Source organism: Anaerobacillus arseniciselenatis, assembly GCF_001865995.1.
In the GTDB taxonomy this organism is placed as follows: Bacteria; Bacillota; Bacilli; order Bacillales; family Anaerobacillaceae; genus Anaerobacillus; species Anaerobacillus arseniciselenatis.
Genome location: NZ_MLQQ01000044.1, coordinates 45,293 through 72,202, shown reverse-complemented (window position 1 = coordinate 72,202; position 26,910 = coordinate 45,293). Strand labels below are relative to the sequence as shown.

Here is a 26,910-nt window from a genome sequence, read left to right as displayed (position 1 = left end):
AATTACCCTTCCTTCCTAAAAATTTTTGTTAGGAAAAACGGTTTTTTACTCGAATTATCTTTATCTGCTATATTCATTAAAGCCTTTGTTATGTTAATGATAGAGGTATAATATCCCTTGTGATTACCGTTCGCTATAAATCCATCGTTATATACATCATCGTTAGCTTCTGACACAAAAGGTAAATTACCTAGTAAGGGTATCTCTAACTCTACTTGTAATTGCTTTGGTGTTATTACAGCTCGGGACGAGTATTTATTTACAATCAAAAAGCGATTATTAGGCTTAAAATTTACACGTTTAAGAATTTGCTCATTCCACCGTTTATATTGTTGAATGGAAGCAATCTCTTGTGAAGAAATAACAATATGAGTGTCAGCTATACTTAGTCCAGTTAAAGGAAGTAAATTATCATAAAATGATCCAATATCTAATAGAACAAAATCATACTCATCCTTTAGAATGTCAATCATATAGTGGATAGGTTCTTCAGTATAGTTCACAGCATTATAGAAATCTCTATTACCAATTAAATAGTCAAACCCTTCCACCCCAGTTAAATACTTTTTTATATCATCAGATTGTTTTAAAACCTTATTTTCAAGTAGCGGATAAATTTGATCTAGAGATTGATTAGTATTAACAGTTCTTATTTCACTTGGGTTATACGGGTTTAAACCTACAACTACTACCCTCCGGTTGTATTCACTTAATACTTTCGCTACACCAAAACAAAACTCTGAAGATCCCACCTGATTATGAGTACCCATAACCGCATAGACATTTTGATAGTCAGAGTTCGAACCTAAGTCTTTACCTAACCAATTTGTTTTCACGAAATAAACTATTTCTTTTTCTATAATATCCTTACTCACAACATCAATTGAATGAGTTGTACAAGCCTTTTCAAAAAACGTATCCTCACCTATTTTGACTAATAACATTATCTTAAAGTTTGGAAACCGTTCTCTTAATTCAATGAGATCAACAGAAGCCAATTCTCCTTTATCTAAAATTAAGGTGTTAAAATTCATACCAATATCTTCAATTTCGTGTACATTTTCTACTTTCTTTACTTCATCTATTTGTTCAAGGGCCTCTTTTATTATCGGATTCTCGCTTAATATAGCTATTTTCATAAAAGCCTCCTAATAACTAAATATAAATTTATATCCCTGATCGTAAAGTTCTTCAAGTTTCTTAAATTCCTCACTTTTTAAACTTAATTCAACTTGTGTAGGACGAGTAGTTCCCTGTAACCGATCTGAAACGCCATTTACGTCTTCCACTTCACGATTGTTATTACTTTTCACATAAATAACAGGAATTTCTTTCAATATCGGATCACTTATGATCGGAAGTGGAAATTCATTTTGTTTTTCTGAAATGACAGCATAAATATTAACCTTATCAAATCGACGTAATGATCCTTGTAACTGTAATATCCAACTGTTAGGAATAATAAAGAATTGGTGTTCTTCTGTAGGACGTAAAAAGGCCATATCTAACATATCGCTTGTAAAGAAACTATTTTGAGAAATTTTTACGTTTGCTCTTTTACCAACAACCTTATTTTTTTGAACTAATATTTCAGAGGTAAAAAGATTTTTGGGAAAAACCGCTACATATACGTCGTCATTTTCGATCATTTGATTGATCTCTATATCTTCTTTTGCTAAAACTACTTGAATAGAATTTAACTCATTAAAAGGATCAGTAATAACAAAAATTGCTGTTCCTATAAAAATTAATAAAAATAAAATTGATATAAGTAAGTTTTTATTTATTATTTTTTTCAAACCTTATTACCTCCATTTAATCTTTCATAAAATCCATATCAAATTTTTGTATTTCCGCTTGGTTTCCCTCTAAGTGTTTAGCTACTCTCCATGAATGACGAAATTGATCAATAAATTCACCAACTAGAAATAACTGCATAAACTCCTGTTCAAAATTCGAATAAGAGGAAACAATCTGATCTATACCTTCTTCGGTTGAAATGCTCCAAACTAAAACACTCTGATCAGAATCTTGAAAGAACTTTGGTAATGAACCGTTATTTGAAAAATATTTTCGGTAACTTGATTGCTTTCTCTTTAAAAATCGTAAAGGGTTTTGACCTTGATTTAACCGTTCAACAATAAAATCCATTTTTCCAGCTGGCGTATCTAACTGGAAAACAGCATGAGGCGATTCTAAATCATTCGATAAGAAGGGATGAAACAAAAATTTCTCTTTTTCAATAAGTCCCCTTTTTAATAATTGAATACGTATTTCGTTTAAAGTAGGATAAAAAAGTTGCTGCGTAATTGAGGAAGCCATGTGCAGCGGATTGGGTACATCTGGCATACCTAAGCTATAGCTTAAGAAATTCTTAGCTGCAATTCCTACAGACCAAACATATTCAGTCTCATGGTCCTCACTCTTTAATTTCCAACCTTCCAACCAACCATTTTGTTGTAATACTCGAAGCCTTGTACCTAATTTATGTCCTTTTATTGCACGACTATATAAAAGACGCAGCTGGCGTTCAGTTAGAAATCTTGCATTAGACAATGTAACAGCAAGATCAAGATCTAGTTGAGATATTTGACCTGTTTGGACACGGTGCTGAATAATATCTAAATGAAGATCAGGTCGCCTACTCCATCGAAACATTTCAATTTCTACTGTAGGATCATCAAGGAGCGGGACAGTTCCTTGTTTCGTCTTCCAAATACTCATAAGCCCTTAGAGGATACCGAAGCTACGTTGATTTAATAAATTAGCAAAATTCGCTTCGACTTGTTGAATATTGATTTTCCCACGTTTCTTCTTCTTATCTATAAATTTAATCGTTCCTTTGCATAATGTACCAGGTGGCAAGTAGTCATTATGCTTATTTCTTAGATTGGAGGTTAAATTACCAATTAAAGATATTCCGTTTGATAATTCACAGTAGTAAGAGTTGTAACCACTTGCTTGACCAGTTACTTTAAAAGAAATAAAATCTCCTACTCTACAATGACTATCAATGTTATCCCAAATTGAATCCATTTCTTCTTGAAGAATTGATTTCCGACTTAAACGGATACGATAATCAATCTTTTCCTCGCTTCCATTTAACTTGTCGATGGAAATGACATTTGCTTCTACAATTGTCCCTAGCGATAACAATTCACGTAAATTTTGAACTCGTTTAAAATCCCATTCTTCCGGTGGAATTAAGCAAGGATATCCTTGAACTTCTACATACACAAGTCCATTATCACTAACTCCAGTAACCGTACCTTTAATACGATCACCAATTTTCACGCTCTCAACAAATTGCTTCGAAACTTTCTTTAAAGCTTCGATACGGCTTACAGATACTACACCATCTTTAAGATCTTTAACGATGAAAGGAACCGTTGTAGAAACAAAACCATTCAAACTCGAAATATTACGTTCGATAAAGTCTTCCTTTCTGGCATAAACTCGTTCGCCTTGATAACCAATAACTACTAATTCTTCTTGTTTCCCATTCACATCTACTTTACGAATGGTTTCAACAACGCCGTACTGGACCCACTTTCTGTCCCTACTTTCCTGCAACATTTCCTGTAACATAGCATTCATAAAAAATTTCCTCCTAAAATGTAATTGAAACAAAACGAAAAAAGACACATACTGCTCCCCTTAATCTAAAGGAGAGAAATATGCGTCTTCCGCACTATTTCTAACAACGTAGTAAATAGTTTATATAATTGTTAAGTTTTCTCAGTTTGTCTACTGAAATAATATCTGATAATAAAACAAATTTCAACCTTTTTTATATATAATTCATTGAAATTATCGCAATTTGTAGAAAACAAGTGATTTGACTGAAAATCTAATCATATAACACTATATATAATATATTTTATTAAAGAAAACTAATAAAAGAGAAAATCCTACTAAAGAAAAAAACTAAGTTCTATTATATAGATACTGCATCCCTTGGTATTACTATGGTTAAGGTGATTTTTGAAATATAAAACCGTTATTGACAGGATGAAAAGGTGCCTTAAAGCATAAAAAATCGAGATTGACACTAAGAATAACATATAAAACCAAACTAATATTAATACAGGATTTATTTATATTTATTAACACTATTTTTTGGGTAGTTATTAACAGAATTAACACTACTCACAAAAAAAAAATTGGTTTTTTATGGTTTGGTACTTAATAATAGCGCTCAGAAACTAGCAAGTAACTAATCACTTTATCTTATTGCTGCTTTATATTAAAATAATTTGTTGAATTTATCGATTGACAATATGGTAGAATGGCTAACAAATACTTAAAGACACAACAAATAGCCCTCTTAAGTTAGATTTTTTAAGAGAGCACACTTACCGTTGTTTAATTTTGAAAATTCAGAGAGTTTGGAGAGTTAGCGAGAATAAATTTTTCAATTTTTAACTCACTACTATCTACTGTTGGTTGAATTGGCTTTTCACGTTCAATCCTACAATTAAGCCAGTCGTAAACATGCTCTTCCCCTTTGTCTAATTCGAAAAGAATCGCATGATTTTCCAACTCTCTATAAGTGTTAACGTCAATTCTACGTCTATAAGCATAAGCCCTATTCCAGTGAATAACTTCAATATTCGATAACTGATTATCAAAACAATAATCTTCAAAGCTAGGCATAATGTATGCAGAAAACTTTTCCTCTATCGCTTGTTTCATGGACTTAAACATTTTTCTTATCTGATCATTGCTATATCGGCACATTGCATTAGAAAATTCGAAAAGTCGATTTTCAATTTCAACATCTTTTAATCCTGGAGCAATAAATTTAAAAATCCCTAATTCATGAGCTAAGTCTCTAATTTCGCAATCGCGTTGTATACGTGCTTCTTTCATAATTGTATAAGCAAGATCAGAAGGGAATTGACCATTTTTAGTAACAAAGGCTTTGATTTGACGTAAAACTTGACGAATGACCCTAAAGCCTAAATTTTTTAAGCAATTTACTAGTAATGCCATTTGTTCTTTTAATTCAGCAATACCTAATTCCATCAATAACCGTTCTATAAATTTCGCTTTTCTTGGGTAACGTACTGGCGCCTTAATTGGATCACGAAACTCTTGACCGTCAGCAGCTTTAACTTTGTAATCATCATGCAAGCCAAAGTATACTTTGTGATAACGTCCGCGATGTTTTTCTAATTTTGCTACAGCTAGAAATCCAGGCTTGTCCTCCGCAGCTTCGGTTAACTCATCCAAGACTTCACGAATTTGGTTTGGTTGATTTTTCTTTAGTAATTTAAACAAGCCATTTTCTCCATGAATACCATGAAAAATAAAGGGCTGTTTCCCTTGTTTAATTGCCGTCATTAAGAAGGCTTTTCTTGCAGCTAGAGAAAGATTAGTAAATCTAGATGTAAAAACTTCTTCGGAAACAAGACCATAACGGTGAAGTTTACCAGTTTCTCGATTAATAAAATGATTTAACTTGTATGTATATAAGCCTGTAATTTTATTCTTTTTTGCAAATATAAGCTCTTTAGTAATAAATTTATCAATAGAAATATAAAACTGAGTCTTGCTTGGTGGTGTTTCAAAATATAAGCATACTTGATGATAAATTTGATGGATCGTTGTTTCTGTAATTGAACCGTTCGTATTACAAATTTTATGTAAGATAATCATTAGGTCAAGATCGGTATTGGTAACACGCTTTAAATCATAAGAAGAGTTAGAGTCATGGCTTTTATCATCAAATAAACGATCAGTAGTGATTAATTGCTGCCAAAACTCAGTACTAATAGCAACTGGAGTTGTTTCTCTTCCCTCTAAACCTAGTTTATTTTTTAATATAGCCATTACTCAACCCTCCTTTGTAAAAATCAAAATAAATATATCGATCAGATGTAGAATAATAAGCTAGCAACTTGAAAAATTGCATTCTAGCTAGTATAATTAAGATAAGATAATAGCAATTTAAACAATAAGAAAGTAGCCCTTTTAAAAGTAAATTTTTAAAAAGGTTTTGTTTTTATTTTTTTTAAAATGTTCTGCCTTATTGATTTTTAATTGCTAGACCCACGGTTACCAGCCGTGAAAGTACAACCAAATTGTTTTTTCAAAGAGTGTTACCAGCACTCTAAATTTTTAAAGTACACTTCCACTTACCAGGTGGAAGTTTTTTTCTTTTCAACAATTCTTTTTTACTAACTTCAATTATCGGCAAAATAATCCAATAATCGCTAAACTATATTCGTAGTCTATCAGAAAAATTTGGTATTTAAAAGAGGTAAGAAGGTACGTGAATTTTGTAAAAAGCTATTAGCACCAACGGATTGCACAGGTACGTGGATTTTGTAAAAAGCTCACTAAAGCCTTATCTCCGTAGTAATTATTTTAACCTAAAAAAATTTTCAGAAAAATTTTAGGCAGAAGGTACGTGGATTTTGTAAAAACTCCATACAAAGTACGTGCTTTTTGTAAAAAGCAAAGAGATGGTACGCGAATTTTGTAAAAATCTTTAAGAGTTATAACAGGAAGTGACATAAATCGACAATATCAAACTAGTAAATTGGATGATTAAATCATAGAATACTTAAAGAAAGTACGTGGATTTTGTAAAAAGCCAATAGAAGGTACGCGCATTTTGTAAAAAATAAAGAGAAGGTACGTGCATTTTGTAAAAACCATAAAGAAAGTACGTGGATTTTGTAAAAAGGTCAGTAAACGAAAGGAATAAAAAAAAGAAAAGGTGAGGTTATCCTCACCAAAATAATTAGGCTTCTAAAGCAATAATTTCAATTTTTTGTAAATCGGCAACTTCTGATTTTGAGAGTGGTGTTAAAGTAATATTAAAGCTGCTCCCTACTCTTTTGTAATCTTCTATTAATACGCCTGCATTTTTGAAATCTTGTAATGATGATTCTATTTTTTCAAGATTGCTTTCTAATCGCTTTGATCTGAAGCGAATTCGATCTGTAAAAAAACTATAATCATAGCTGCTTTTTAAGTTTCGTTCGTTTACATAAGCATCAATACGCTCTTTCTGGAAAGCATAAATGAGTATTTTCGATAGACTATTCTCTAATCGTTTAAAAAACGGGCTATAAATCGCAATGGTTTTCCTAGTCACAATTCGTTCATGGAGCTTATCGGAAAATTGTATCTCAACATATTTCCTTCCCGTTAGCTCATCAGTTTTTATTTCGACATATTGAAATAAATTATAAATAAAAGATACATGAGTTTTATTGTCTTGACCAACAGTTGTTCCCTCAAAGCTGTAACGACCAATCTTTTTCAAGCGTTTTTCTATTAGGTCATATTGTTTTTGACCGGAGTGACCATATACCTCGATTAAAAGACCTCTTAGATCAACAATAATCTTCTTTTCTGACAAAAATAGGTTATCCATCTCTTCCATGATATATTGCAATATTTCGTTATCAATCGGGTCAGGTGGCGATACTTTATCTAATTTTACTTCTTCACCGTCACCTAAATCAAAAAAGAATCGAAAGAAGCGGTTATCACTCAACTTACTATCATTGTAAAGTTGAGTATTGTTTTTTCCAGGTCCTATTTCAATAACTTCTTTTCCGTCTGCCTTTATCATTTTTTTGCCGTCATCTGAGAATACTGGATTATCCACCCATTCTTTAGGGCGAACGGTTAACCAATTATTTTTAGGATTTTCTTCTAAAAACTCACAAATAATATTTACAATATCATTTTCAAAAGCTTTTTCAATTTGATACATTTGTTTTTTATCTAAGTAAGGAAAATCAGTTAAACGGGACTTTTTATCTTTCGCCCATACTTCATATTTCTTAAGTTGATTTTCTATATAAATGTCAGGTTCGTCGAAATGAAGAACACTTTTAACGTCCTTATCGATCCCGTTTCGTTCGATGATGTTTGCCATAAATTCTAATTCATCTTCAATAGGGTTTGGTTTATTATTTTCAACATCAGTCTTTAGTTTTTTAAACCAATTTTTTTTAGTTGTTTGACGCTTCCTGTGAAAACTGCTTTTTATTTCAAATGGATCTACTAAGTTATCAGCACTATAAAAGTTATCTTGTAAGATATTTCGAATATACGTATGAAGAGCTTCTCTTGAATCCCCCTCTTTAGTAAGGATGTGTTTAAATAACTTTTCTATTGTTTTGTCACCAATCCTTACAAGTAAATCATCTATGGCCATCTGAGGAATGTTTTCTACACTGATACTCAATGTTCTTACTCCCCCTTTCAATAAAGTCAACCTCCTTTTATTTTAAATCTAGTCTGTTACTATGTCTATGTTTAAAAACTAGTATATTGTTGCTACTTAATCTCTTTATGTATACAAAAAGCACCACCGAAAAAAGGGCATTACCCTCTTCTCGATGGTGCTCCCATCCGAGATATAAGTTGATTTCCTTATTAGGTTATCATTACCATACAATACATCAACCACCTAATCAAGACGAAGTACCAACTTTTCAGTTTTACTTCTTCGAATGGTGATTAAAAATTCTAATCTTCATCTGTTTCTCTTAGTTTATTTAAAAAGTTTAACGCTTGATCATCTAAAGGAACATCTTTTAATGTACTAGACTCTTCTGTTTTTACTGGCGATAAATCTTCGTCACTGGTTTTCGTTTTAGAAAAAGCAGAAGTAAATGAATTACTTTGTTTAGTAGCAGTATTTTTATTTGAAGTAATCTTTTCTTTTTCCTTTGAGCCAAAGGCAGCTGAAAAGCTTGTTGTTGGTATAGACTTCTTTTCCTCTATTTTTGCAGCAACAAAAGGTGATGCAACAGCTGGGGGAGGTGTTTTCTTCTCTACTACTTCATCAGGTACAACCTTAGATTTGATCGTCTCAGTCTCTACCGGAACATCTTTTAATTCTTCTACAGCTGCAGCTACTTCATTTCTACTTTCCTTAAAGTACTTGTCTCTACTAGGTGCCGTTCCTTCACCTTGTTGAACATAAGTTTTAAAACGGTCATTAGAAATTGTATTTGAATCATCATTAATAGTCTCAGTATTTTCCTCTTCCGCATTCAAACTTGCTAAATCTTTATGTAAAGAAGTATGTTCATCTTCATCCGTATTCTTTACAAAGTCGTTTTCAGTCTCTTCTTTTTTCCAATCTTCTAAAAACATCTCTAATGCTTTGTTATTAATAGCCTTTTTCCATTTTTCAGCCTCAGAAGTATCAACAAAATCACCTACAGCTCGAATGGCTCTCTTAGAAGATTTATCATCCACCAATCGAATATACGAGTAACGAAATTCTTGGAACATAATATCATCAGAAGTCGCAATTTCTTTTTCTTCACGATTAAGCGTTTCTGCCACTGAAAAACTTGGAGAATCCATGTAGGATGGTGAGAAACTTTCACGAGTTTGAAGTTCCTCAACAACTTCTGTACCCAAATATTTAGAGAGCATTTCCGTATCATACAAACTTGTACCTCCGTATACAATCGTATTTCGGATTGTACCTAACATCGACTCGGTGAAGTCCTTACCGAACTTAACACCAAATTGCGTTAACGATTGACATGCAACTAATGGAGCGAATTTATATTTACGTCCTTGTGATGTTAGTTGTAAAAAATCTTCATTCATATAATCATAAAATTCGTCAGCATAAAACGAGACCATAGGACGGGTTTTCTCAGTTCCTTTACGACGAAAAACAGCATTTTGGACACAAAGTAAAACTAGTTTACCAAAAATAGAAGATAAAGCTTTAAGATTACCAAGATCAGTGTTAACAAGGAGAATTCCGCCCTTTGTAAATATCCTATTTAGATCTACCTCATTCTCTGCATAAAGTATTCTTGCAAGATAAGGGTTTTTGGTAATATCCGATAGTAAGTTTCTTGTTTGACGAGTAAATTCGAACTGTAAATCATTAACCTTCAATTTACCTTCGTGTTCATGGCCACTAGGATATTTTTCAACCATACCGTCACGAGAGGTTTGAATAGAAAGTCCTTCATTTCGGAACCACCGAACTATTTTCTTTACAATGATCCAGTAGATACGTCCATCTTGATCCATGTTGTTGACTTCATCGTCTGTTGGAACCTTTTTCTCTAACTCTTCTAGTAGGTCCATTGCTTTTCTAGGATCTTGGTATAAATCATCTAAATCTAAAATGGTGCAATCGTCACCTTTTGAAAACTTAAGCAAATATACATAATGTTTTAATACACTTCTAGCTGCCTGCTTGAAAAACTCATCTTTCGTTTCGGCAACTGATTCTAAAACAGCAGTGATTGTCTCTACAACCTCCGAGGTAGGACCAACCATCATATTAAACCCCGGTGTCTTCGGATTACTTGGGTCTAAGTAAACAATAAATTCTTCAGGAATATTGTGGTCTTTTACTAATTCATAGGCATCATCACAAAGGTCTTTAGCAGGCTCTATGATAATCGAACCTATTAAGTGATTAGCCATCTTCTTTACAAATTCCTCAGTTCCAAAACCATAACGCTTTTTATAAGTAGGATAAGCATTAATCATTCTCTGAATGTGTCCTAAGTCGGTTTTAAAAGCTGTTTTAATTTTTATTGAAGTTTTACCAGAACCAGGAGGCCCGATTAACAAAGTCCCTAGCTGCCTACTTTCGCCTTGCATAACGACAGGTGCATTTGTTTCTGCGTTTCGTGCTAGTTGGATATCAGGTAATTGGTTAATCGTTTCATCACCAAATCGTCCCATCCATCCACGTTCAAATTTATAGGTTCTAAACCACTCTTTTATTCTTGTATCTTCTTGATATTGACCAATTAACCATAAAGTAAAGGAAACCATAACAGCAATAGGGATGAACATAAGTAAAAACCCAATAATTTGTAATGAGCTGATACTCATAATTTCTTGGTATTGTGGCTCTATCGTATAGTGTAAAGAGACTACCTTTTCATACCCCATCACTTTAATTATACGTAAGCTATAAAAGATAATAATTAAACTAGAACTTATCCATGTAATACTAAAACTAAACATTCGGCGGAGAACAGTTTTATTGGTATTGGATATACGTGTACTAAAAAGCCACGTGACCCAAATCCATATCATTGCAGCTGCTCCCCATACATAAGAGAAATTATCAGGAACTGTATAAAACGAGTAAGGAGCAAGATACCCGACGATAGGTATTGTTTCCTGAACAATCACCGCATCCCATTTGGAACGTAACAAAAATACAGAAGTACTCATCAATAAAAATGAGTATAAAATATTTATACTAACAGCATGAAGTCCAATATTTATGACTGTGGGCAGCCTTCTATTTTCAGTCAAAAAGCGAATAAATGGATTAGTTGTCACTACAACACCACCTCTCGCCAATTTACTTTTTTATTCTTACGTTCTTCATAGTAAGCCATCCCCCATGCGCCATGTTCCTCAACATCTTTAAAAGAAACATAGAAAATATCATCATCTGTTGTTTTTATATCATGGTAAAAGGTTGTATCAGGATATAAGAGAACGAATTTAATCTCAGAGAACTCAGATAGATGCCCTTCCTTGATCCAACGCTTAAGAGATTGTATTTTAATCATAGGATTTACCCATCCTGGCATTGCATAAAATACGATTTGTAAGGTAGGCTTGCTATCTATTTGTTTCATAATGAGGACATCAGGACGTAACGGCAACTTTAAGTGTGTTACTGATTTGTCTATATCAAGAACGGATGCTTCCCCATTCTCCATACTGCTACTATAAGATTTAACGAAGTGTTTTAGTTGCTGCTTATTTGTCATTTCCTCATTTGCTAGTAAATCCTTGTCTCTTTCAAAGTATAGAGAAACAACATCTTGTGTAAGTTTGTGATCCCCCTGAAATAATTGTATTTCATTACGAATAGCTTCTAATTCAAAGGCATAACTCAAGGTATTCCGAATTGAACGGTGTCTCATTTCACCATTTTTTGCAGAATTGTGAAAAACTACAATAGCTTCGGGTTTATATTCGTCGGGTAACTTTCGGTAGCTCTCCCATTTATCAACTAACTCAGAACGGTTCATTGTACCACGATCACATTCCACACAAAGTAATGGTTTGTATTCCATTTTGCTAAACTGTTCTTTTCGATAAAGGTAAGGATAAAGCAATGGATTATTTGTTCGATCTTCATCAACCATTCTCTTGATTTCTTCATCAACTTCGATAAATAGCCAATCTGGTTTAACTTTTATTGTTTCTTCATTTTCTACAAAGGGAAAACGTCTCCATTCACAATGAAATAGTTCTGGTCGTTTTGCCAATACATCTATGACCCACTCCTGCAATTCGTAATGATGGTTGTGTTGATGCCTCACTTTTAAGTCATCAACAGTGTAATGTTCTTTTCGTTCATCTAACTTTGGCTCATACTCCATCACTTCTAAGATGTTTTCGGTCAATATACGTAGACCAAAAGACGCCAAGCTATAAATATGAATAGGTCGTGATTTGATCCCTGTTCTCAAATTAACCGTAAGAAGCTTTCGGTCAGCTAAAGCTTTCATTCGATTACGAATTGAATTTTCATGAGCGTTCGGAAACCATACTTTTTTAACCTGAGTAGGAGTTAATGCACGATGTTCATAAAGAGCTAATAAAATCTTGTAATCAACTTCTGCGTTGCGTTCAGTATACATACGAGACTCTGCTAGTTCGTAAGATTTATTCCGCTTTGAAGTCCTTCCTTCCCCATGATCTAATATTGTTGGTTCTTTTTCACCATCATCCAGCACCTCTTCTTGTTGATGTAACTGTTCACTTGTTTCCATGATATCCTCCTTCCAAAAACAAAAAAAGACACAACAAACACTCCTGCGATCAGGAGTTGTTCATTGCGTCTTCCGCCTCTGAAACAATTGAAATTAAAAATATTTTTATTTATTTAACAGTACAATGTGGTACACCATTTGTCAACGAACTAATGGGATTAGTAAAGTACAACTATTCTATCAAGATTAATAGCTAATATTTTTAATGAGAAATAAACTAAAAAACAGGGTTAAAATCAGGGGTAAGAATCTGAGGTAAATTATTGAAAGGCGGGTAACTATAGATTACTTGGCTTTGCTCTCCATAATTCATTTAAGAACATAGGGGGTTAACAAAATAAAGTAAATAAGCAAAAACCAATAAATATCAAGGTTTTGAGTGAATTCATTATCTTTATGAAAATCCCTATGACTATAAAATTTCAATTAAATCCGTCTATGCAAAAATGCATTAGTATGTGCATTGTTATAAGCATAGGGTAATGTCATAAGGTTATATCATAGATTTATATAATATGGATAATACAAAATAATACTATGCTTATTCATAGCGAAATTCATACGAAAAAACGATTAGGTTCATCGATAATTGCATAGGAGCTAAAGGGAAATTGTCTGCTTAACTCTTATAAACTTTTAGAAAAATTTAGGATCAATTAATCACTGGAGAAATAATAGTTATCCTTCGATATACTCCGTTTCATTATTGCTTACCAAAGTAAAGTAGTAGTTTGATCAAGAAATATTAAACGTGTCTTAAATCCACGCTGATATTCAAAATAAAACGTAGTATAACGAAATTCAACGAATTAGATGTGAAATCATACGGAATTAGCATCTTAAAAGAATATAAATTTAAATAAAGAAAGATAATAGCTCGGCATCCAAGAATTTAAAATACTTAATTATTAAAATCTCATCGAAAACAAGTAAAGTTAATGATAGATAGTTTAAAAACAACGTAGTTTAACGAACTACAACTAACTATATTGATAGAAACAAAATTTAAAAGAAACTCCCTGACAACAAGGGAATAAACACCTTAGAGTAGCATTTATTACCGCAATTATTAAGGCAATAAATACTAATAACCGCAATAATTACTGCGTTTATTGAGGCAATGAACTAAACATTGGTAAATTAAGGCTTGACTGCTAAATATATTAAACATATGATAGTATTGAGGCAATAATTAAGAGAATAACTACAAGAATAAATGCGTCAATAATTACTGTATACATTAAGGCAATAAGGTGGTGAAACATTTGGCCAATCTATCAGTTGATTACATATTTGATATTTTTACAGAACGTATGCAACAAGAAGGAATATGGTTCATGCTAGCTTTAAGGGATGCTCATAAACCTCTACTTAAAGAACAATTAAAAGAGGAAGTTAATAGAATTTATATGGAGAAAAAGAGTTTTTCTGACAATGAACCTAAACCACTAGTTACTTCAAGATATGTACTCGATCGCTACACTCAACGACTCGAGGGAGCTGGATTAGTAAATGTAGATGAAATTGGAAAAGCCCGACTATATTCATTATCGGACTTAGGACGTCAATTTCTTGAATATACTAGAAATAAAAGACTATCAGAAAAAAATAACTAGGAGGAGAATTATATGATAAATGTTTCAGAGGTAAGCGCAACTCAAGGGTTGCAGCAGCAACTTTTAAAAGATAGTCAGGTCGATATTAGTATGAAGTTTGGATTTTTAGGCTTAGGTATGGGCGGTTGTTCTATTGCCGCAGCTTGTGCCGATATTGAAATGGGAAAGAAAAATATGAAATATCCCTACACTTCTCTACTTATAAATACAAACAAAGTAGATTTGGACAAAATTGAAGCAAAAAATTCTCTAATCAAGAAAATGATCATTGGCAACGGCAAAGGTGCTGGTCGCAATCTATCTGTCGGAGAAGAAATTTTTAAAGATAACAAAGAGAAAATTCTAAATGAAGTTAAGACTCAATTTGAGGGATCTGATTTTATATGGATTGTCGCTGGCTTAGGTGGCGGTACAGGCACAGGAAGTATTATTCAAGCCGCTGAACTTCTTTATAGAAATGGTTTCCAGAAAAAATTCGGTTTAATACTTACTTTACCTCGAAAATCCGAAGGTAGAACTGTCTTGAGTAATGCGCTTGAAAGACTACAAACCATTACAAAGCTTATGTCTTCTGCTCTTGGTTCTGTAATTGTGGTCGATAACCAAAAGCTTTACGATTATTACACAGACTACCACCCTAACGCTAGTGTATCTGATTACTTAAAATTCAGTAATCAATATGTCGCAGAAACATTACATGAATTAAATATTGTAACAGCGTCCTTTAAACCTTATGGCGAATATCATTTTGACAGTTCAGAGTTTGAAAATTTAATTAAAACACCTGGTATCCTCCACTTATCAAAATTTAGTGTCCCAGCTAATAGTGTTGATACGGAGCAAAGTTTAACTTATGTAAAGAAACTAGAAGAAAATATTCATAATGGGGTTCTATCAGATGGATTTAAGATCGACAAAGCTTCACGTTTAGCGATTAGTATAGTATCCAATGAAAATAATGCTAAAAGAATATTTAATATGCAGTTTAACAATGCTATTGAGCACAAAGTAAAAGAGATCTCCCCTATTGCATCAGAAAGACCTGTTGCTCAATATCAATACGATATTCGCAACAGAAATGAGGTTTACTTCTATGCTGTGTTTGCAGGATTATCGTTACCTTCTTCAATTAAAGAGTTAATTGTGGAAAATCAAAAACTCGAAGAATTAGAAAATGCTATTAATGAAGATGAAGATGATGTTTTATCTGCTCTATCGGGATTTTCACGTAGCACAAAAAAAGAAATAATAGAAGATGATCCATTCAATTCTCTTGATTCAACCAAGAAAAAGAATGAGGACAAAAAAGACGTAGATCCATTTGATTTAATTTAATATTAAATATAGGGACAGACATTTAGTTTGTCCCTTATTTTAATTGTAACAAGAAAAAATTTCTACACATTCTCTGGTAAATAAGAAAAATACATTTTGGAAGAAAGTTTGTTCAAAATGTATTTTTCTTTATTATTTGATATTCAGTTTTTAAAATAAAGATTTCCTCATTTTCTTAATAGGTTCCAACAACTTCAGTAAGCGCTCTTTTTCCTCCAATGCATCTTTTGCCTCTTGCTTGATCAGTTCCAGGTAAGTTTTTTTATCTTTATTTATACCTTTTAAACCGTCTACATCTCCTTCTACTTGCATCGTATTTCCTAATATATCTACAACAACACTTTCGTCATCACAACAAACGATTACTTTCACTTTATTTGTTTCTATAAACTCGTAACTATGCTGTACTTCTTCTTGATTTAACCATAAAGGTAGTTTAGGTTTAATCTTATTTCCTTCCACTTCCGTTATTTCATTTCAATAATAAAATCTAGCAATTATCATAAAAAGTTTTATTTTATTTGCTTACTACAGTTATCTATTTAAATTTAATTATAAACAATATCATTACACTTATTATTAATTGATTTTGCACGAATAAGTTGGAATATTGTCCAATTCACTACATACAGAATAGTTTTTAACGAAAAAATTCGGTAGAGTTCGTTTTTTTAACGAAAAAACTCGTTATACTTCGTTGGTTAAACGAGTTTTAACTAAGTATAACGATAGACGATTTCGTTATAAATGAAGGAACTTAATACTAGACATAGTTAAACTTAGTTGATTTTCGTTAAATGTAGTTAGGTAAAAAAATTCGTTCATTTTCGTAAAAGGTATATTTTTTAGGTGGAATTTGTTATTATTTTGTTTAGAAGATCACAAATGTGAGTGATTTTCAACGGATAAAATCGTTTGGTTTCGTTTTGTTGAAATTGGTATAGATTGGAGGAGATTCGTTTGTCGAATGAGATTAAGATTTTACCTAATGAGTCTGATTTACTTATAAGGATACAAGAAGAGTTAAAGTATGATAATCTATTTAATCTAATTATGGAACGAGATCAATTAAAAAAAGAGTTATATCATCCTGACTTTATAAATGCTTTGGAACAGGATTTGCACAGATGGTATAGTGTAGCGGAAGCAGGTAGGGTAATTGGTGGAGAGAAGCGCATTCCGCCAAGTTCTATTACTTATTATATTGATAATTTAAAGGAGTACATTATCCCAGATGATGCACCATCAAATAAATATATTCGATTAAATTACCTTTCTCTAATTAAGATTAAAATGGTCTTTTTACTTAAAGACGAATTTAGGTTAAATGGTTTACGAGCAGAAGTGGGGATTACAGGAAAACCAACTACTGTACCAAATAATACTCCATCTAATTATGGAGATATTAACCTGGAGCAAATGAAAGAGAAATTAGAGAAATTTGAAGCAATGAATGAAGTTTTATGGGGGTTATTAGTCGAAAAAGGTGAAGATGGTAATCCGAGCTTAAAAAAACCACTTAAGTCTTTACTAACTTCTGAAACACTTTTACTCGAAGATCAAAGTTCTATTTCACAGAAGATTGAAGAGCAGAGTGAAGTTATAGAAAAGTTAGTTTATGAAAACAATGAATTAAAAGAGCGTGTAGGAAAAACAGAAATACATTCGTATTCTTTAGTTGAAAAGTTTGAAGAAGATCAAAGTTCGATCTCGCAGAAACTTAAAGAGCAGAGTAAAGCTATAGAAGAGTTAGTTCATGAAAACAATGAATTAAAAGAGATTATAGGAAAAGCAGAAGAGCATTCTTCTTCTTTAGTTGAAAACCTTGAAGATAAGGAAAAAGAGAGAGAAAGAATATTAGAGAGCGAAAAAAAGATTAATAGTCTTACAGAAATGATTAGAGCGAGGCAGCAAGCAGAAGAAGAGTGGGAGAATCAAGGTTTGATAAAAAAGCTAACAGGAAATAAAAGCGAGTTTATCGATAAAAGGATAGAAAGTTTACTAAAGAAAACGAACAAAGATAACTGATTTATGGAATATTAATAGGTTCAATAAATAATGAAGGGAAGAAGATCGCAATCATCACAATTAAGTTGCAACCTTCTTTTTTAGTACCCGATAAATCAGTTAATTAGCTAGGATGCTTATAAATTATGATGATCTATACTTGTTTTTTCTTTTACGATTTCTTTTGCGATTTCTTTTCTCAACTTATCAATATCAATGTTTTTAACAATTCCTTTTGCGATGGCCGTTTTAATTGAGTTGGAATTAACTTTAGAACTAACTTTAAGAGCTGCCTTTTCCGTAAACTGTTTTCTAACTAATTCAGGGCTAGAGTTACTGTAAAGAGTTCTTAATATATTTTCTGATATAGTTTTTGAGAGGTTATCGATTGTAATATCGTTTTCAAAACTTTGGGACGCTGAAATTAGTAAGGTTAAGGATATACCAATAAGGACTGATGAATAAGCAATTACAGTTGAATTTTCGGAGTAACTACTTACTATAACGGTTGATGTTACAAATAGCCCAAAATAAAATGACATGTAAACTATACTAGCAAATCTCTTAAATGAAATAATTTTTTAAAGAAAAAATAAAATGAAAAAGTTATTAAGCAAAATATAATAGCAGCCATTAACTATACTTGAAAGCCTCTATCCCAAATTTCATTAATTAGTGTATTTTCTAATTCCATTAACTTTCCCTCCATGAAAATAAATTATTGTTATAAATCAATTTCATAACGTCCAAAAAAACCTATCTATATTGCTTATACATTATAAAACTGATAAACTAAAAACGAGGAATGAATCGTCATATTCATTCCTCCTAAGTGTGTAAGAGAAAGCTAGATTTAGAAGGCGTTCTATTTCTAGCTTTCTTTTCGTTTTGTTTGACGTTTGATTTCTTCAATCAGTTCTAACACACTATTTTCAATAAAATAAATATTGTCTTTAATATTATGTTCTGTTCCGATCATGACTAGATCGATTGAAAGTTCTACTTCTATTCCATCCTCATAAACAAAAATAAGTTTGACGTCAGTATCTTTCCGCGTACTCTTATATCCATCCTTTATATTGTAATCGTACCTTGCCGACATTAAAGTTCCATTCCTATTCACTTCTCTCATTATTTTATAATTTGCATTGTCAAAGTACGGATCTTCTGAATAAGCCCATAAATCATCAGAGTATCTTTGTGGAATAAAAAAAGAAGTAAATAATTCTTCATTCTCTTCTATTAAAACCGCTATGAAGAAATTAAGTGTTTGGTCTATATTTTGAAAAACCTTTAAAAACTCTTCGTTATAGTGGTAACCTGCATCATCATCTTCTTCAGAATGATCATTTTGTGATAGGGAAGTTTCTAATTTTTTTATAATTTCTTTACCTTGGTCAATATTTACATTATCTTCATGGCTTAAATTAATGAATAATAACAAGCCACCAATTATAAATATTGAATAAACAATCGAAGTCACTAATAATTTATTCAATTTCAATGATCCTCCTTAGAAAAGGAAGCACGTAGACACGGGCTAAATTACCATTCAATTAATCCGCTTTTAGTAGGAGATATGGAGTTCGTTTTATTCGAATTCCAACCACCATTATTGTGAATTTCGAAATGAAGATGTGCTCCTTTACTTCTCCCGGTGTTGCCCATCAGACCGATGACTTGTCCTTTTGATACATGATCGTGAACTTGGACACGTCTAGAACCACTAGCCATGTGTGCATAAACTGTCTCCCAAACCTCCCCATTTATATTATGTTTAATGAATATAGTCTCACCATAACTTGATGAAAAGTAAGATCGACTTACAATGCCATCTGCACTTGCAACAATAGGAACAACTTCCGAGCTCTTTCCTATATCTACTCCATGATGGATTTTTCCCCAACGATGCCCGTAGTCAGATGTAAGTGGGCCAATAGCCGGTCTAGTAAAAATTCCTTCCGCAATAGGAGGTAGTGCTCCTTGCGAGGTTTTAAAAAGAGCAGCAAAGTGGATAACGTCAGCTACATAGTTTTCAGTAGGATTGATTTTTCTTAACGCTTCCTTGTTATTATTTTCAAAATCATTTTCACTTAGGAGTTGAGCAATTAAAAATATTTCAATTTCTAAAACATTTAAATTACTTTTTTCATCGGATAGGGTGAAAAATTTAGTTTCAACATAGTGTGCTGCTGCTATAAAATACCATGGAATGTTATGAGTTTCTTCTGCTTTTTTATATATCTCCATATACTTCTGTGTAATCATCATCCTCATACCACCGTTTAAGAAAATATCAAAAAAATGCCCTTTATACCCATCTAGTGGGATATTGTTTTCTTTAAGAGCCTCGACTAGTAGCATAATCGATGAATTCTCTAATTCTAAGTTTATAAGTACTTCATCAAATTTGGTATAATCATGTTCAAAATCTTTTGCATCAAAAATCCATTCTTTTGTTTTTCTTTTATACACTTCAACTTTCTTGTTTCCTTCTTCTATTACATCAACTAACTTAAAAGAATTGTTTAGATCAACCTCTTTATAATAATAGGTTTCATAACGATTCCAGGAATGTGCATTTTTTAAGAATGTTACTTTCTTACTTTCTAGTTTTACGCTGGTGTCTATATCTGATTCTACTTCTACAATAGGAACTAAAACGGTTTTTGTCTTTGTTACATAGTCATAAACCGGGACTTCTTGATAACAAATGTTAAGAACTAACTCGAAAGGTAAACTATTAAATTCATCTGACGAACAAATGACTTTAATTTCCTTTCCAACTTCTTCTAACGCTTCGTAAGTCAATTCTTTAGGCGCTGTTTTTGTTACTTCTTTAGTAGTTGTAGTAACAATTTTCACCTCATAAGTATCTTCAAAGTCTTGATACGTTAAGTCAGGTGATAGCGTTTCTACAATGGGGGAAAAATTGACATCCCAAGGGTTTAAATCTTCTTGAATAATTCTCATCATATCTATCGAGCTTACTAGTTCAATAGGTGGTCTATAATTGGTTTCATCGCTTGAGTTAAAGATAAGTGTTTCCAATTCTGAACGTACTTCTTGTTGACTGATAGGTGAGTCATCGTCGATTAACCCCAAAGTTGGAGCAAGTAGGAACATTGCTCCTCCAATGATAATTAGAATGGCTAGGATAATAACTGTAGGTAATCCAAGTACAGTGGTTAAAGCGGCCATTGCTGCTAAGAATGCTTTTATAATTAAAAATACTAATTTTAAAAGTATTTTCTTTAAAGCAAGTATAATGGCTTTTGTTATTTTTTTCTTTATATATTTTTTGACTTGTTGCTTACCATAATCTATCCCTTGTTGAATATTCATCATTTATTCCTCCCTTATACCTTGTTTGGTGGGGAGTTTTTATTCAAAAATTCTTGAATATTTGGTTGATTTGCTTGTTGCTCAACAGGTGCTTTTTTCCATTGGTTTGCACCACTTCCGTTATTCGCTGGTACCTGATTTATAGAATATTGTGATGTAGATGGTTTGAAACTTCTAATTCCATCTTTATTAGATTCTATTTTATACTCTTGAATTATCATTTGATCATTAGGTAAGGATGGATCTCCTGACCTCATGTTCGTTCTAGGTACTAATTGGTTATTTTCACCTTTTTCGGCTAAATAACTACCTTTATTTGATGTAACTACAGCGTAGGTTTTTTTAACATTTAAACGAGCTAAATCAATATCTTCTACACCTTTTCCGGCGTATTTAGTAGCTGTTTCAGAACCCATGTGGTAGCCTATACCTCTGCCATACATCGATTCACCAACGGCGCCACCAGTTTTTTGGAGTACCTCATTTCTTCTATTAGGATTGTTCTTAAAGTCAGATGACACTGTTCCTTCTTTTAATCCTCCACCAATCCCAGATAAAGTCGCTTGAACTCGATTACGACCTTGATCCATAGAAGATTGATAATTTTGATTAAATCCTTGTTGTGCATTTCTGGCTTTTCCTTGAATACCTTTAGCTCCAGCATATGAGAGAACACCCGATCCGTAACCTGCATTTTTTCCAACTTCAGATCCACCTTCCGCGGCAAAATGACCAGCAATTGGATTAATTCCCATTCCTGCTGCATAACCACCAGTTCGCAACATAGCAGATCCTACTCCAGATGCTACATGACCAAAACTTCTCATATTACGAGTAAATTTATTAGGTGAAGCATTCAAGTGTCCTGTACCACCATATTGGCGACCATTACTTTCTGAAGTTGGAGACATTCCACCGCCTCCGCCACCATTAGGACCATTAGAAGTCCCTCTTGGTCCGTCATAAACTCCTTTTCTTTCCGCAAACGAGTTCATACTACCTTGGCGAATATCGTTTGCAGCTTTCCCCATATGAAGTAATGAACCAGCCCCAGCTAATGTTCCGACCATGGCAAGGCGACCTGCGTTTTCACTTGTTGCCCCCATTGCAAAACGGATCGATTCAGAAACAGGAATAAACAACGCTAACGCAATGATATATGTAAACCAATCTTCCGAACCATCGAATAGCCAAAAGTACAAGAAAAATGTAGCAGCGTGTATTACTTGCGCCATGATTTGCGCCCAAAGCTCTCTGAACGCTGTACTTGTAGTTCTTTCGAGTTTAGGAAAAAACATAGCTGATATCCATAAAGGAGCTAATATGATTAAAGCGCTTATTATAAATATTCGTTGAATGTAATAGGCTTTAAACCAAATAGATACTCCCAAGGAGAAAAACGAAACAATAGCGTTTTTAATTGGATTATTACTAGAGTTATCTAAGTCGGTGAACGTGATTTCGTCACCTGGACTTTTTGTACCATCAGCTGAAGTTAGTATATCGGCACCTAAGTCAGTTAGACTTGTAGGTTCTGAAATTCCTGATTCAAACAAACTTACACCGTACATGTTAATTGTAAAAAAAATGTTCATTATCGGGAAGAATTGGAAAAGCAATACTATTGCTATGAGAATTTTTAATCCATTGTCCATTAAATCCACTTTCATGCTTGCAGAAAATCGTCCATAGACATTTTGAACACCAATTTTCATGATAGATGTTACGAGCATAAAACTAACGATAAAAAGCATCATGTGAAATCCAGTTTGAATAGCATGGGCAAACTGTTCTTGTGTATATAATCCCCAAATAAGTCCATCACCTTGATAAAAAATATAATAAGCAGGTTCGTGAATGCCTAAAAATGGACTGAGTATATATTCAAAGAACATTGCAACCATCCATTCAAACGGTTTCATATACCATTTTTCGCCGGAAGCATAAACAGGTGTTGGAATAGTCAAAAACAACACGAAAAAGAATAAGGTATAAACTTGTATTTTACGATCACTTATTTCCTTAAGCGTCCTTAACCCCATGCAAAGACACCCTCTTTTTCTTCAGTAGACATTTCAGAATTTTCATCAATAATTTCATCAACTGAAGGCATTAAACCATTTCGGATAAGATAGTCAGGGTCGGTATCAATAAATGCTCGCATTTCATCACTTACATTGACTTTAATGTAAGCGCTAGACCCACCAACACGTATAATTCCTTCACCTTTCGTTTGATCGTTTTCAGATTCAGAAGGTTTTCTACAGATAATTTCAAGTTCTCCTTCAGATAAGTTAAAGATCGATTGCAATTCTTCTTTTTCATCATTATTCATTGCACCAATACGTAAAAATAGAGCAGAAGTTGCTTGCTTTACGACAGCTTGTCCATTCGGATCGTTTAGAAAAGGTTTTAAGTCCTGTGTGATTATATCTACACCAGCGTTATATTTACGAGAACGACGAGCTAATTCTTCAACAAACAACATGGCACCATCGATATGTTTCATACGCCAAGCTTCTTCAATTTTAAGTCGTTTTCGATATTTACGTAATGAAGGCCGTTTAACAAAATACTCCCAACCTAGAACAGTTAATACATAAAATACAATGTCGTAAATATCTGAGCCTTCAATGGCTTTAATGTTAAAGTTCACCCAAGGGATATCGTCTAATAAATTCTCAATTTTTTCGCCTCCAAATTGAGTTTGACCATCAAAGATAATTCCGTCTGGCCGATCTCGTAAATAACCACGAAGGACCTTGAGTAACCTTCTCGAATCAAGGTCAATCATCTCTTGAAAAGTTAAATTATCTAAGTTATAACCGCTTGTATTATTTTTAAGTAGTTGTTTATATATATCGGAAAGAGTAAATTCTACTTTACGTTGCTTTTTATAAATAATTTCTCCATTTTTCTGTCTAACGGGTCTTTTCTCTTTTTCATAAAGAGACTCTGGATCTTCTGTAATTCCCCAATCCTTAATTACATCAAGAATTGCCTTTTTTATTAATTCTTTTTCTTGAGAGTTCATTCCGTCTAGTAATTTGTTATAAAAAGATACTAATCGTCCGACCTTTGATCCTATTGGAACAATTACTTGTGAAACACGACGACCATTAGGTAATGTGTGTTCAACTTCTTCTTCCGTTAACGCACAAGGGTTGATGGTGTTTTGTCCACCCTCACGAATTTCAACTTCTTTTCCACCCATTAAGACACAAATTGGCCCGTTTTCTCCATCAGGATCAATAGAAAAAATTCGATTGCCAAGAAGAATCTGAGAAGAAGAAATATATTTATTAGAGAACGACTTACCACTTCCAGAAGTTCCAACTATAAGAGATGAATAGTTTTCTAGATACGGAGCAAATACATTTAAAAACTCCATGTTACGATTATGTAGGTTTTCTCCTAGAGGTACACCACCACTGAACGGAATTTTTGATGAATAAAATGGTGAAGTTGCAACAATAGCGGTACGGTCAAAAAATCTTTTATCTACTGTAGAAGCTAACATATTCGGTGATAGTGGTAGACTAGATAACCACCCATCTTTCTGTCGGTTATAAAGAGGTCTTAAACTATGCTCGTTATGTTCTACAGAGTCCTGGATTAAAATCCCCATACTATCAAGTGTTTTGTCATCTTCTCCGAACAACGTTACAGCCATAGTTCCTAAAAAACCATCATTATATCCATCAGAAATTTCTTGTAATAGATGATCTGCTTTATCTCTAGCTTTGATCGCTTCAGTAAAATCTATCTCATTTCCTGCTTTTTGCATTTGTAACGCACGAGCTGCTTCGTCTGTTACTGCACGTTTATATTTGTTCACTGCTTGACTCTTCGTCAATTTCGAAAGATGAAAGTTTATATTTAAAGCTCCAGCTCGAAACAAGGTATCTAATTCTCCAGTAGAAATACTTGTGTTACCGAAGTTTAAGATATACGAGCGAAACGGATATTCTTTTCCTGCACGTTGTTCAATTTGATAGCCCCTGTCACGAATATCCATAGGGATATGAAAGCCTTCTAAAGCAATTTTTTCTATATAACTCTCATGTTGAGGATCTTCATTAGTTCTATTTTTTCTCTTATTGTTTGAATTTTTTTCTTCAATTTCATCTACTTTTTGTATTTTCTTTCGTCTAAACAACTTCACGCTTTTCACCCTCTTCACTTTCAATATCATCTACATAAACGCTACTTTTAGCATCCCCTGTTACAAATGGTGATAATAAACCTTCTTGAGCCATCATATTTTTAAAACGCTCTAAGCTTGAAGTTTGTTTATTTACTGCAAAGTACAAAGCTTCATACATTAGGTATTCATTACAAATGGCACTTTGTCCACCCATAGAGTTATAATTTCGCTGAATAATAGATGCCACCCGATTAAACTCATTCCTTACTTTCATAATTATTTGATCTTCTTCTAAATCTTCTAATAATAATTCGCTATACTTTAAATCGATACGAAAGTAAGATTGATAGCCGTACTCATCAACCGTTTGTTGCCAATACTCCATAAAAGGAAAAAACATACTTTGCGCATAGCGTTGAGCGATAGGATTTAGATTTCCAAAACTTTCTTGATAAGGTTTTAATTGTTCAGAGAGATCAATAGGTCTAGACTGGATATGAATACCTACATTTACTTCACGACCAGGACCAAGGTTAAGTTGAGCTAATAAAGTTTCAAAAGCAAGGTCAGTTTGTCGTTGTTCGTTTAAACTTCTTAATAGATAGTTAATATCATCTACTCGAATAAGTCCTAAGAAATTACGACCTGTTTTCTTTTCAGTATCAAGTTCAACAATATCCCCATACATAGCTCTAATTCCCATCAATTCTTGAAAATTTCCATCTATCTGAGGTGCATCTTGAATACTATTCTTTTTCTTTTTTTTCTTCTTTGTAAGTTGAAATGGATAAGATTTCCCTATAATCGGAAAAGAAAAAATGAAGATTACAATCCCGATCATAATTAGCATAATTAGATTTGTAAGCATTTTATTTCCTCCATAGTCCTACTTGTTTTTTTTTATGGTTAAACTTGAAAAGTAAATAACGATCATAAAAAAGAGAAGTATCCTTGTTTTTGTAAAAAGCAAAAACAAGAAAAGGAATGGTAATAGGAGTAAGGAAAGCTAACAATAACACAGTAGTGATAAAAGAGAACCCAGCAAACAAAACTTCTGAGCCGATAGACATATAGATAAGACCCCCTACGAGTACATATAAACTTTGACGCCAAGACATACTTTTAATGACTTTTCTCTCGGTCTCGGTATCGAATGGCATTGTTGTTTTCAATTTATTCACCCCATTCTTTGAAGCCTTATATTTTTGTGAAAAGAGCCCCTACTCTTATGTGTAAGGGCTCTTAAAAGGCAATAAGAATATTAATTCGATTGATTAATAAAATAGTTCGCAAGATCAGGAGCTTTCATTACAAGTATGATGCCGATAACAGCGGATATTAGAGCCGATACACCAAGAGCGCGCTTCTGAGCATTACCAAGGGACATACCAATAATAATGGCTGCAATAATAATAGCAAATACTATAACGAGCACTCCAATAACACGGATATTAGTAATCCATTGTTGGATAATAGCGTTAATATCAGTAATATCACCGCCTGTCCCTCCTTCAATTAACGGTACTGATGCTGAAGCTGTTTCTGGAGAAGCAAAAAAACCTAAGATCCCCAAGAAAGCAAAAACAGTGAGATACGAAAGTACGTTTTTAACTTTTTTCACTACAATTCCTCCTATTTTTTTAGATATAAAAATTTTATACGCCTAAAGAACCATTTATTGACGTATAAAACGCAA

General features: G+C 33.0%; 20 protein-coding genes. 3 read left to right on the top strand and 17 right to left on the bottom strand.

All coding sequences use genetic code 11. The features are described from left to right. Positions 1–2 precede the first annotated feature (2 nt). From BKP35_RS16505 to BKP35_RS16470, 8 genes are all read right to left on the bottom strand, one after another. Positions 3–1,139 (bottom strand): CpaE/TadZ family protein, encoded by a 1,137-nt coding sequence (locus tag BKP35_RS16505; RefSeq protein WP_071314482.1) that lies wholly within the window; start codon positions 1,137–1,139, stop codon positions 3–5. A gap of 9 nt (positions 1,140–1,148) precedes the next feature. Further along, complete coding sequence (locus tag BKP35_RS16500; protein WP_071314481.1) at positions 1,149–1,799, bottom strand: SAF domain-containing protein; 651 nt, start codon at positions 1,797–1,799, stop codon at positions 1,149–1,151. A gap of 16 nt (positions 1,800–1,815) precedes the next feature. Next, positions 1,816–2,724: a hypothetical protein gene (locus BKP35_RS16495; protein ID WP_071314480.1), complete on the bottom strand. Its 909-nt coding sequence runs from the start codon at positions 2,722–2,724 to the stop codon at positions 1,816–1,818. Positions 2,725–2,730: 6 nt separating this feature from the next. Continuing rightward, positions 2,731–3,597, bottom strand: coding sequence for a hypothetical protein (locus tag BKP35_RS16490; protein WP_071314479.1), 867 nt, complete (start codon positions 3,595–3,597; stop codon positions 2,731–2,733). Between the two features lie 768 nt (positions 3,598–4,365). Next, positions 4,366–5,835, bottom strand: a complete 1,470-nt coding sequence (locus tag BKP35_RS16485; protein ID WP_071314478.1) for a hypothetical protein — start codon at positions 5,833–5,835, stop codon at positions 4,366–4,368. A gap of 916 nt (positions 5,836–6,751) precedes the next feature. Next, a complete protein-coding gene (locus tag BKP35_RS16480) occupies positions 6,752–8,212 on the bottom strand; it encodes a hypothetical protein (RefSeq protein WP_139192904.1) in 1,461 nt (486 codons plus the stop codon). Positions 8,213–8,496: 284 nt separating this feature from the next. Beyond that, the gene (locus BKP35_RS16475; RefSeq protein WP_071314476.1) at positions 8,497–11,313 is read right to left on the bottom strand and encodes a type IV secretory system conjugative DNA transfer family protein; all 2,817 of its coding nucleotides are present in this window, start codon (positions 11,311–11,313) and stop codon (positions 8,497–8,499) included. Then, positions 11,313–12,764, bottom strand: a complete 1,452-nt coding sequence (locus BKP35_RS16470) for a replication-relaxation family protein (RefSeq protein WP_071314475.1) — start codon at positions 12,762–12,764, stop codon at positions 11,313–11,315. The genes BKP35_RS16475 and BKP35_RS16470 overlap by 1 nt, the downstream gene beginning before the upstream one ends. Positions 12,765–14,029: 1,265 nt before the next feature. On the opposite strand from BKP35_RS16470, the gene BKP35_RS16465 reads away from it, so the two are divergent. Both BKP35_RS16465 and BKP35_RS16460 read left to right on the top strand, forming a co-directional pair. Next, positions 14,030–14,380 carry a hypothetical protein gene (locus tag BKP35_RS16465; RefSeq protein ID WP_071314474.1) on the top strand — a complete coding sequence of 117 codons (351 nt, stop codon included), beginning with the start codon at positions 14,030–14,032 and terminating at the stop codon, positions 14,378–14,380. Positions 14,381–14,392: 12 nt separating this feature from the next. Next, positions 14,393–15,715, top strand: coding sequence for an FtsZ/tubulin family protein (locus BKP35_RS16460; protein ID WP_071314473.1), 1,323 nt, complete (start codon positions 14,393–14,395; stop codon positions 15,713–15,715). A 150-nt stretch (positions 15,716–15,865) separates the two neighbouring features. Here BKP35_RS16460 and BKP35_RS16455 read toward each other — a convergent pair whose 3' ends face one another. Then, positions 15,866–16,177: a hypothetical protein gene (locus BKP35_RS16455; RefSeq protein WP_071314472.1), complete on the bottom strand. Its 312-nt coding sequence runs from the start codon at positions 16,175–16,177 to the stop codon at positions 15,866–15,868. Positions 16,178–16,675: 498 nt separating this feature from the next. Here BKP35_RS16455 and BKP35_RS16450 point away from each other — a divergent pair, with 498 nt between their 5' ends. After that, positions 16,676–17,743, top strand: coding sequence for a hypothetical protein (locus BKP35_RS16450; protein ID WP_071314471.1), 1,068 nt, complete (start codon positions 16,676–16,678; stop codon positions 17,741–17,743). Positions 17,744–17,859: 116 nt separating this feature from the next. Here BKP35_RS16450 and BKP35_RS16445 read toward each other — a convergent pair whose 3' ends face one another. The 8 genes from BKP35_RS16445 to BKP35_RS16410 all read right to left on the bottom strand — a co-directional run bounded on the left by BKP35_RS16445 (position 17,860) and on the right by BKP35_RS16410 (position 26,835). After that, entirely contained in the window at positions 17,860–18,264 is a 405-nt protein-coding gene (locus BKP35_RS16445) for a hypothetical protein (RefSeq protein ID WP_071314470.1), read from the bottom strand. 329 nt (positions 18,265–18,593) lie between these two features. After that, positions 18,594–19,220, bottom strand: a complete 627-nt coding sequence (locus BKP35_RS16440) for a hypothetical protein (protein ID WP_071314469.1) — start codon at positions 19,218–19,220, stop codon at positions 18,594–18,596. A 47-nt stretch (positions 19,221–19,267) separates the two neighbouring features. Then, a complete protein-coding gene (locus BKP35_RS19995; RefSeq protein WP_245741986.1) occupies positions 19,268–21,070 on the bottom strand; it encodes a M23 family metallopeptidase in 1,803 nt (600 codons plus the stop codon). Between the two features lie 11 nt (positions 21,071–21,081). Further along, a complete protein-coding gene (locus BKP35_RS16430; RefSeq protein WP_071314467.1) occupies positions 21,082–23,109 on the bottom strand; it encodes a hypothetical protein in 2,028 nt (675 codons plus the stop codon). Beyond that, complete coding sequence (locus BKP35_RS16425; RefSeq protein WP_071314466.1) at positions 23,100–25,232, bottom strand: VirB4 family type IV secretion system protein; 2,133 nt, start codon at positions 25,230–25,232, stop codon at positions 23,100–23,102. Before BKP35_RS16425 ends, BKP35_RS16430 begins: the two co-directional genes overlap by 10 nt. Beyond that, the gene (locus BKP35_RS16420) at positions 25,219–26,082 is read right to left on the bottom strand and encodes a hypothetical protein (RefSeq protein ID WP_071314465.1); all 864 of its coding nucleotides are present in this window, start codon (positions 26,080–26,082) and stop codon (positions 25,219–25,221) included. The genes BKP35_RS16425 and BKP35_RS16420 overlap by 14 nt, the downstream gene beginning before the upstream one ends. 1 nt (position 26,083) lies before the next feature. Next, on the bottom strand, positions 26,084–26,386 hold the full coding sequence (locus tag BKP35_RS16415) for a PrgI family mobile element protein (protein ID WP_071314464.1): 303 nt from the start codon (positions 26,384–26,386) through the stop codon (positions 26,084–26,086). An 89-nt stretch (positions 26,387–26,475) separates the two neighbouring features. After that, on the bottom strand, positions 26,476–26,835 hold the full coding sequence (locus BKP35_RS16410) for a hypothetical protein (protein ID WP_071314463.1): 360 nt from the start codon (positions 26,833–26,835) through the stop codon (positions 26,476–26,478). Between the last annotated feature and the right edge of the window lie 75 nt (positions 26,836–26,910).

Excerpts from the sequence above, each read along its gene's own strand:
- BKP35_RS16505 (WP_071314482.1), bottom strand. The coding sequence starts at position 1,139 with ATGAAAATAGCTATATTAAGCGAGAATCCGATAATAAAAGAGGCCCTT.
- BKP35_RS16495 (WP_071314480.1), bottom strand. The coding sequence starts at position 2,724 with ATGAGTATTTGGAAGACGAAACAAGGAACTGTCCCGCTCCTTGATGAT.
- BKP35_RS16490 (WP_071314479.1), bottom strand. The coding sequence starts at position 3,597 with ATGAATGCTATGTTACAGGAAATGTTGCAGGAAAGTAGGGACAGAAAG.
- BKP35_RS16485 (WP_071314478.1), bottom strand. The coding sequence starts at position 5,835 with ATGGCTATATTAAAAAATAAACTAGGTTTAGAGGGAAGAGAAACAACT.
- BKP35_RS16470 (WP_071314475.1), bottom strand. The coding sequence starts at position 12,764 with ATGGAAACAAGTGAACAGTTACATCAACAAGAAGAGGTGCTGGATGAT.
- BKP35_RS16460 (WP_071314473.1), top strand. The coding sequence starts at position 14,393 with ATGATAAATGTTTCAGAGGTAAGCGCAACTCAAGGGTTGCAGCAGCAA.
- BKP35_RS16445 (WP_071314470.1), bottom strand. The coding sequence starts at position 18,264 with ATGTCATTTTATTTTGGGCTATTTGTAACATCAACCGTTATAGTAAGT.
- BKP35_RS19995 (WP_245741986.1), bottom strand. The coding sequence starts at position 21,070 with ATGATGAATATTCAACAAGGGATAGATTATGGTAAGCAACAAGTCAAA.
- BKP35_RS16430 (WP_071314467.1), bottom strand. The coding sequence starts at position 23,109 with ATGGGGTTAAGGACGCTTAAGGAAATAAGTGATCGTAAAATACAAGTT.
- BKP35_RS16420 (WP_071314465.1), bottom strand. The coding sequence starts at position 26,082 with ATGCTTACAAATCTAATTATGCTAATTATGATCGGGATTGTAATCTTC.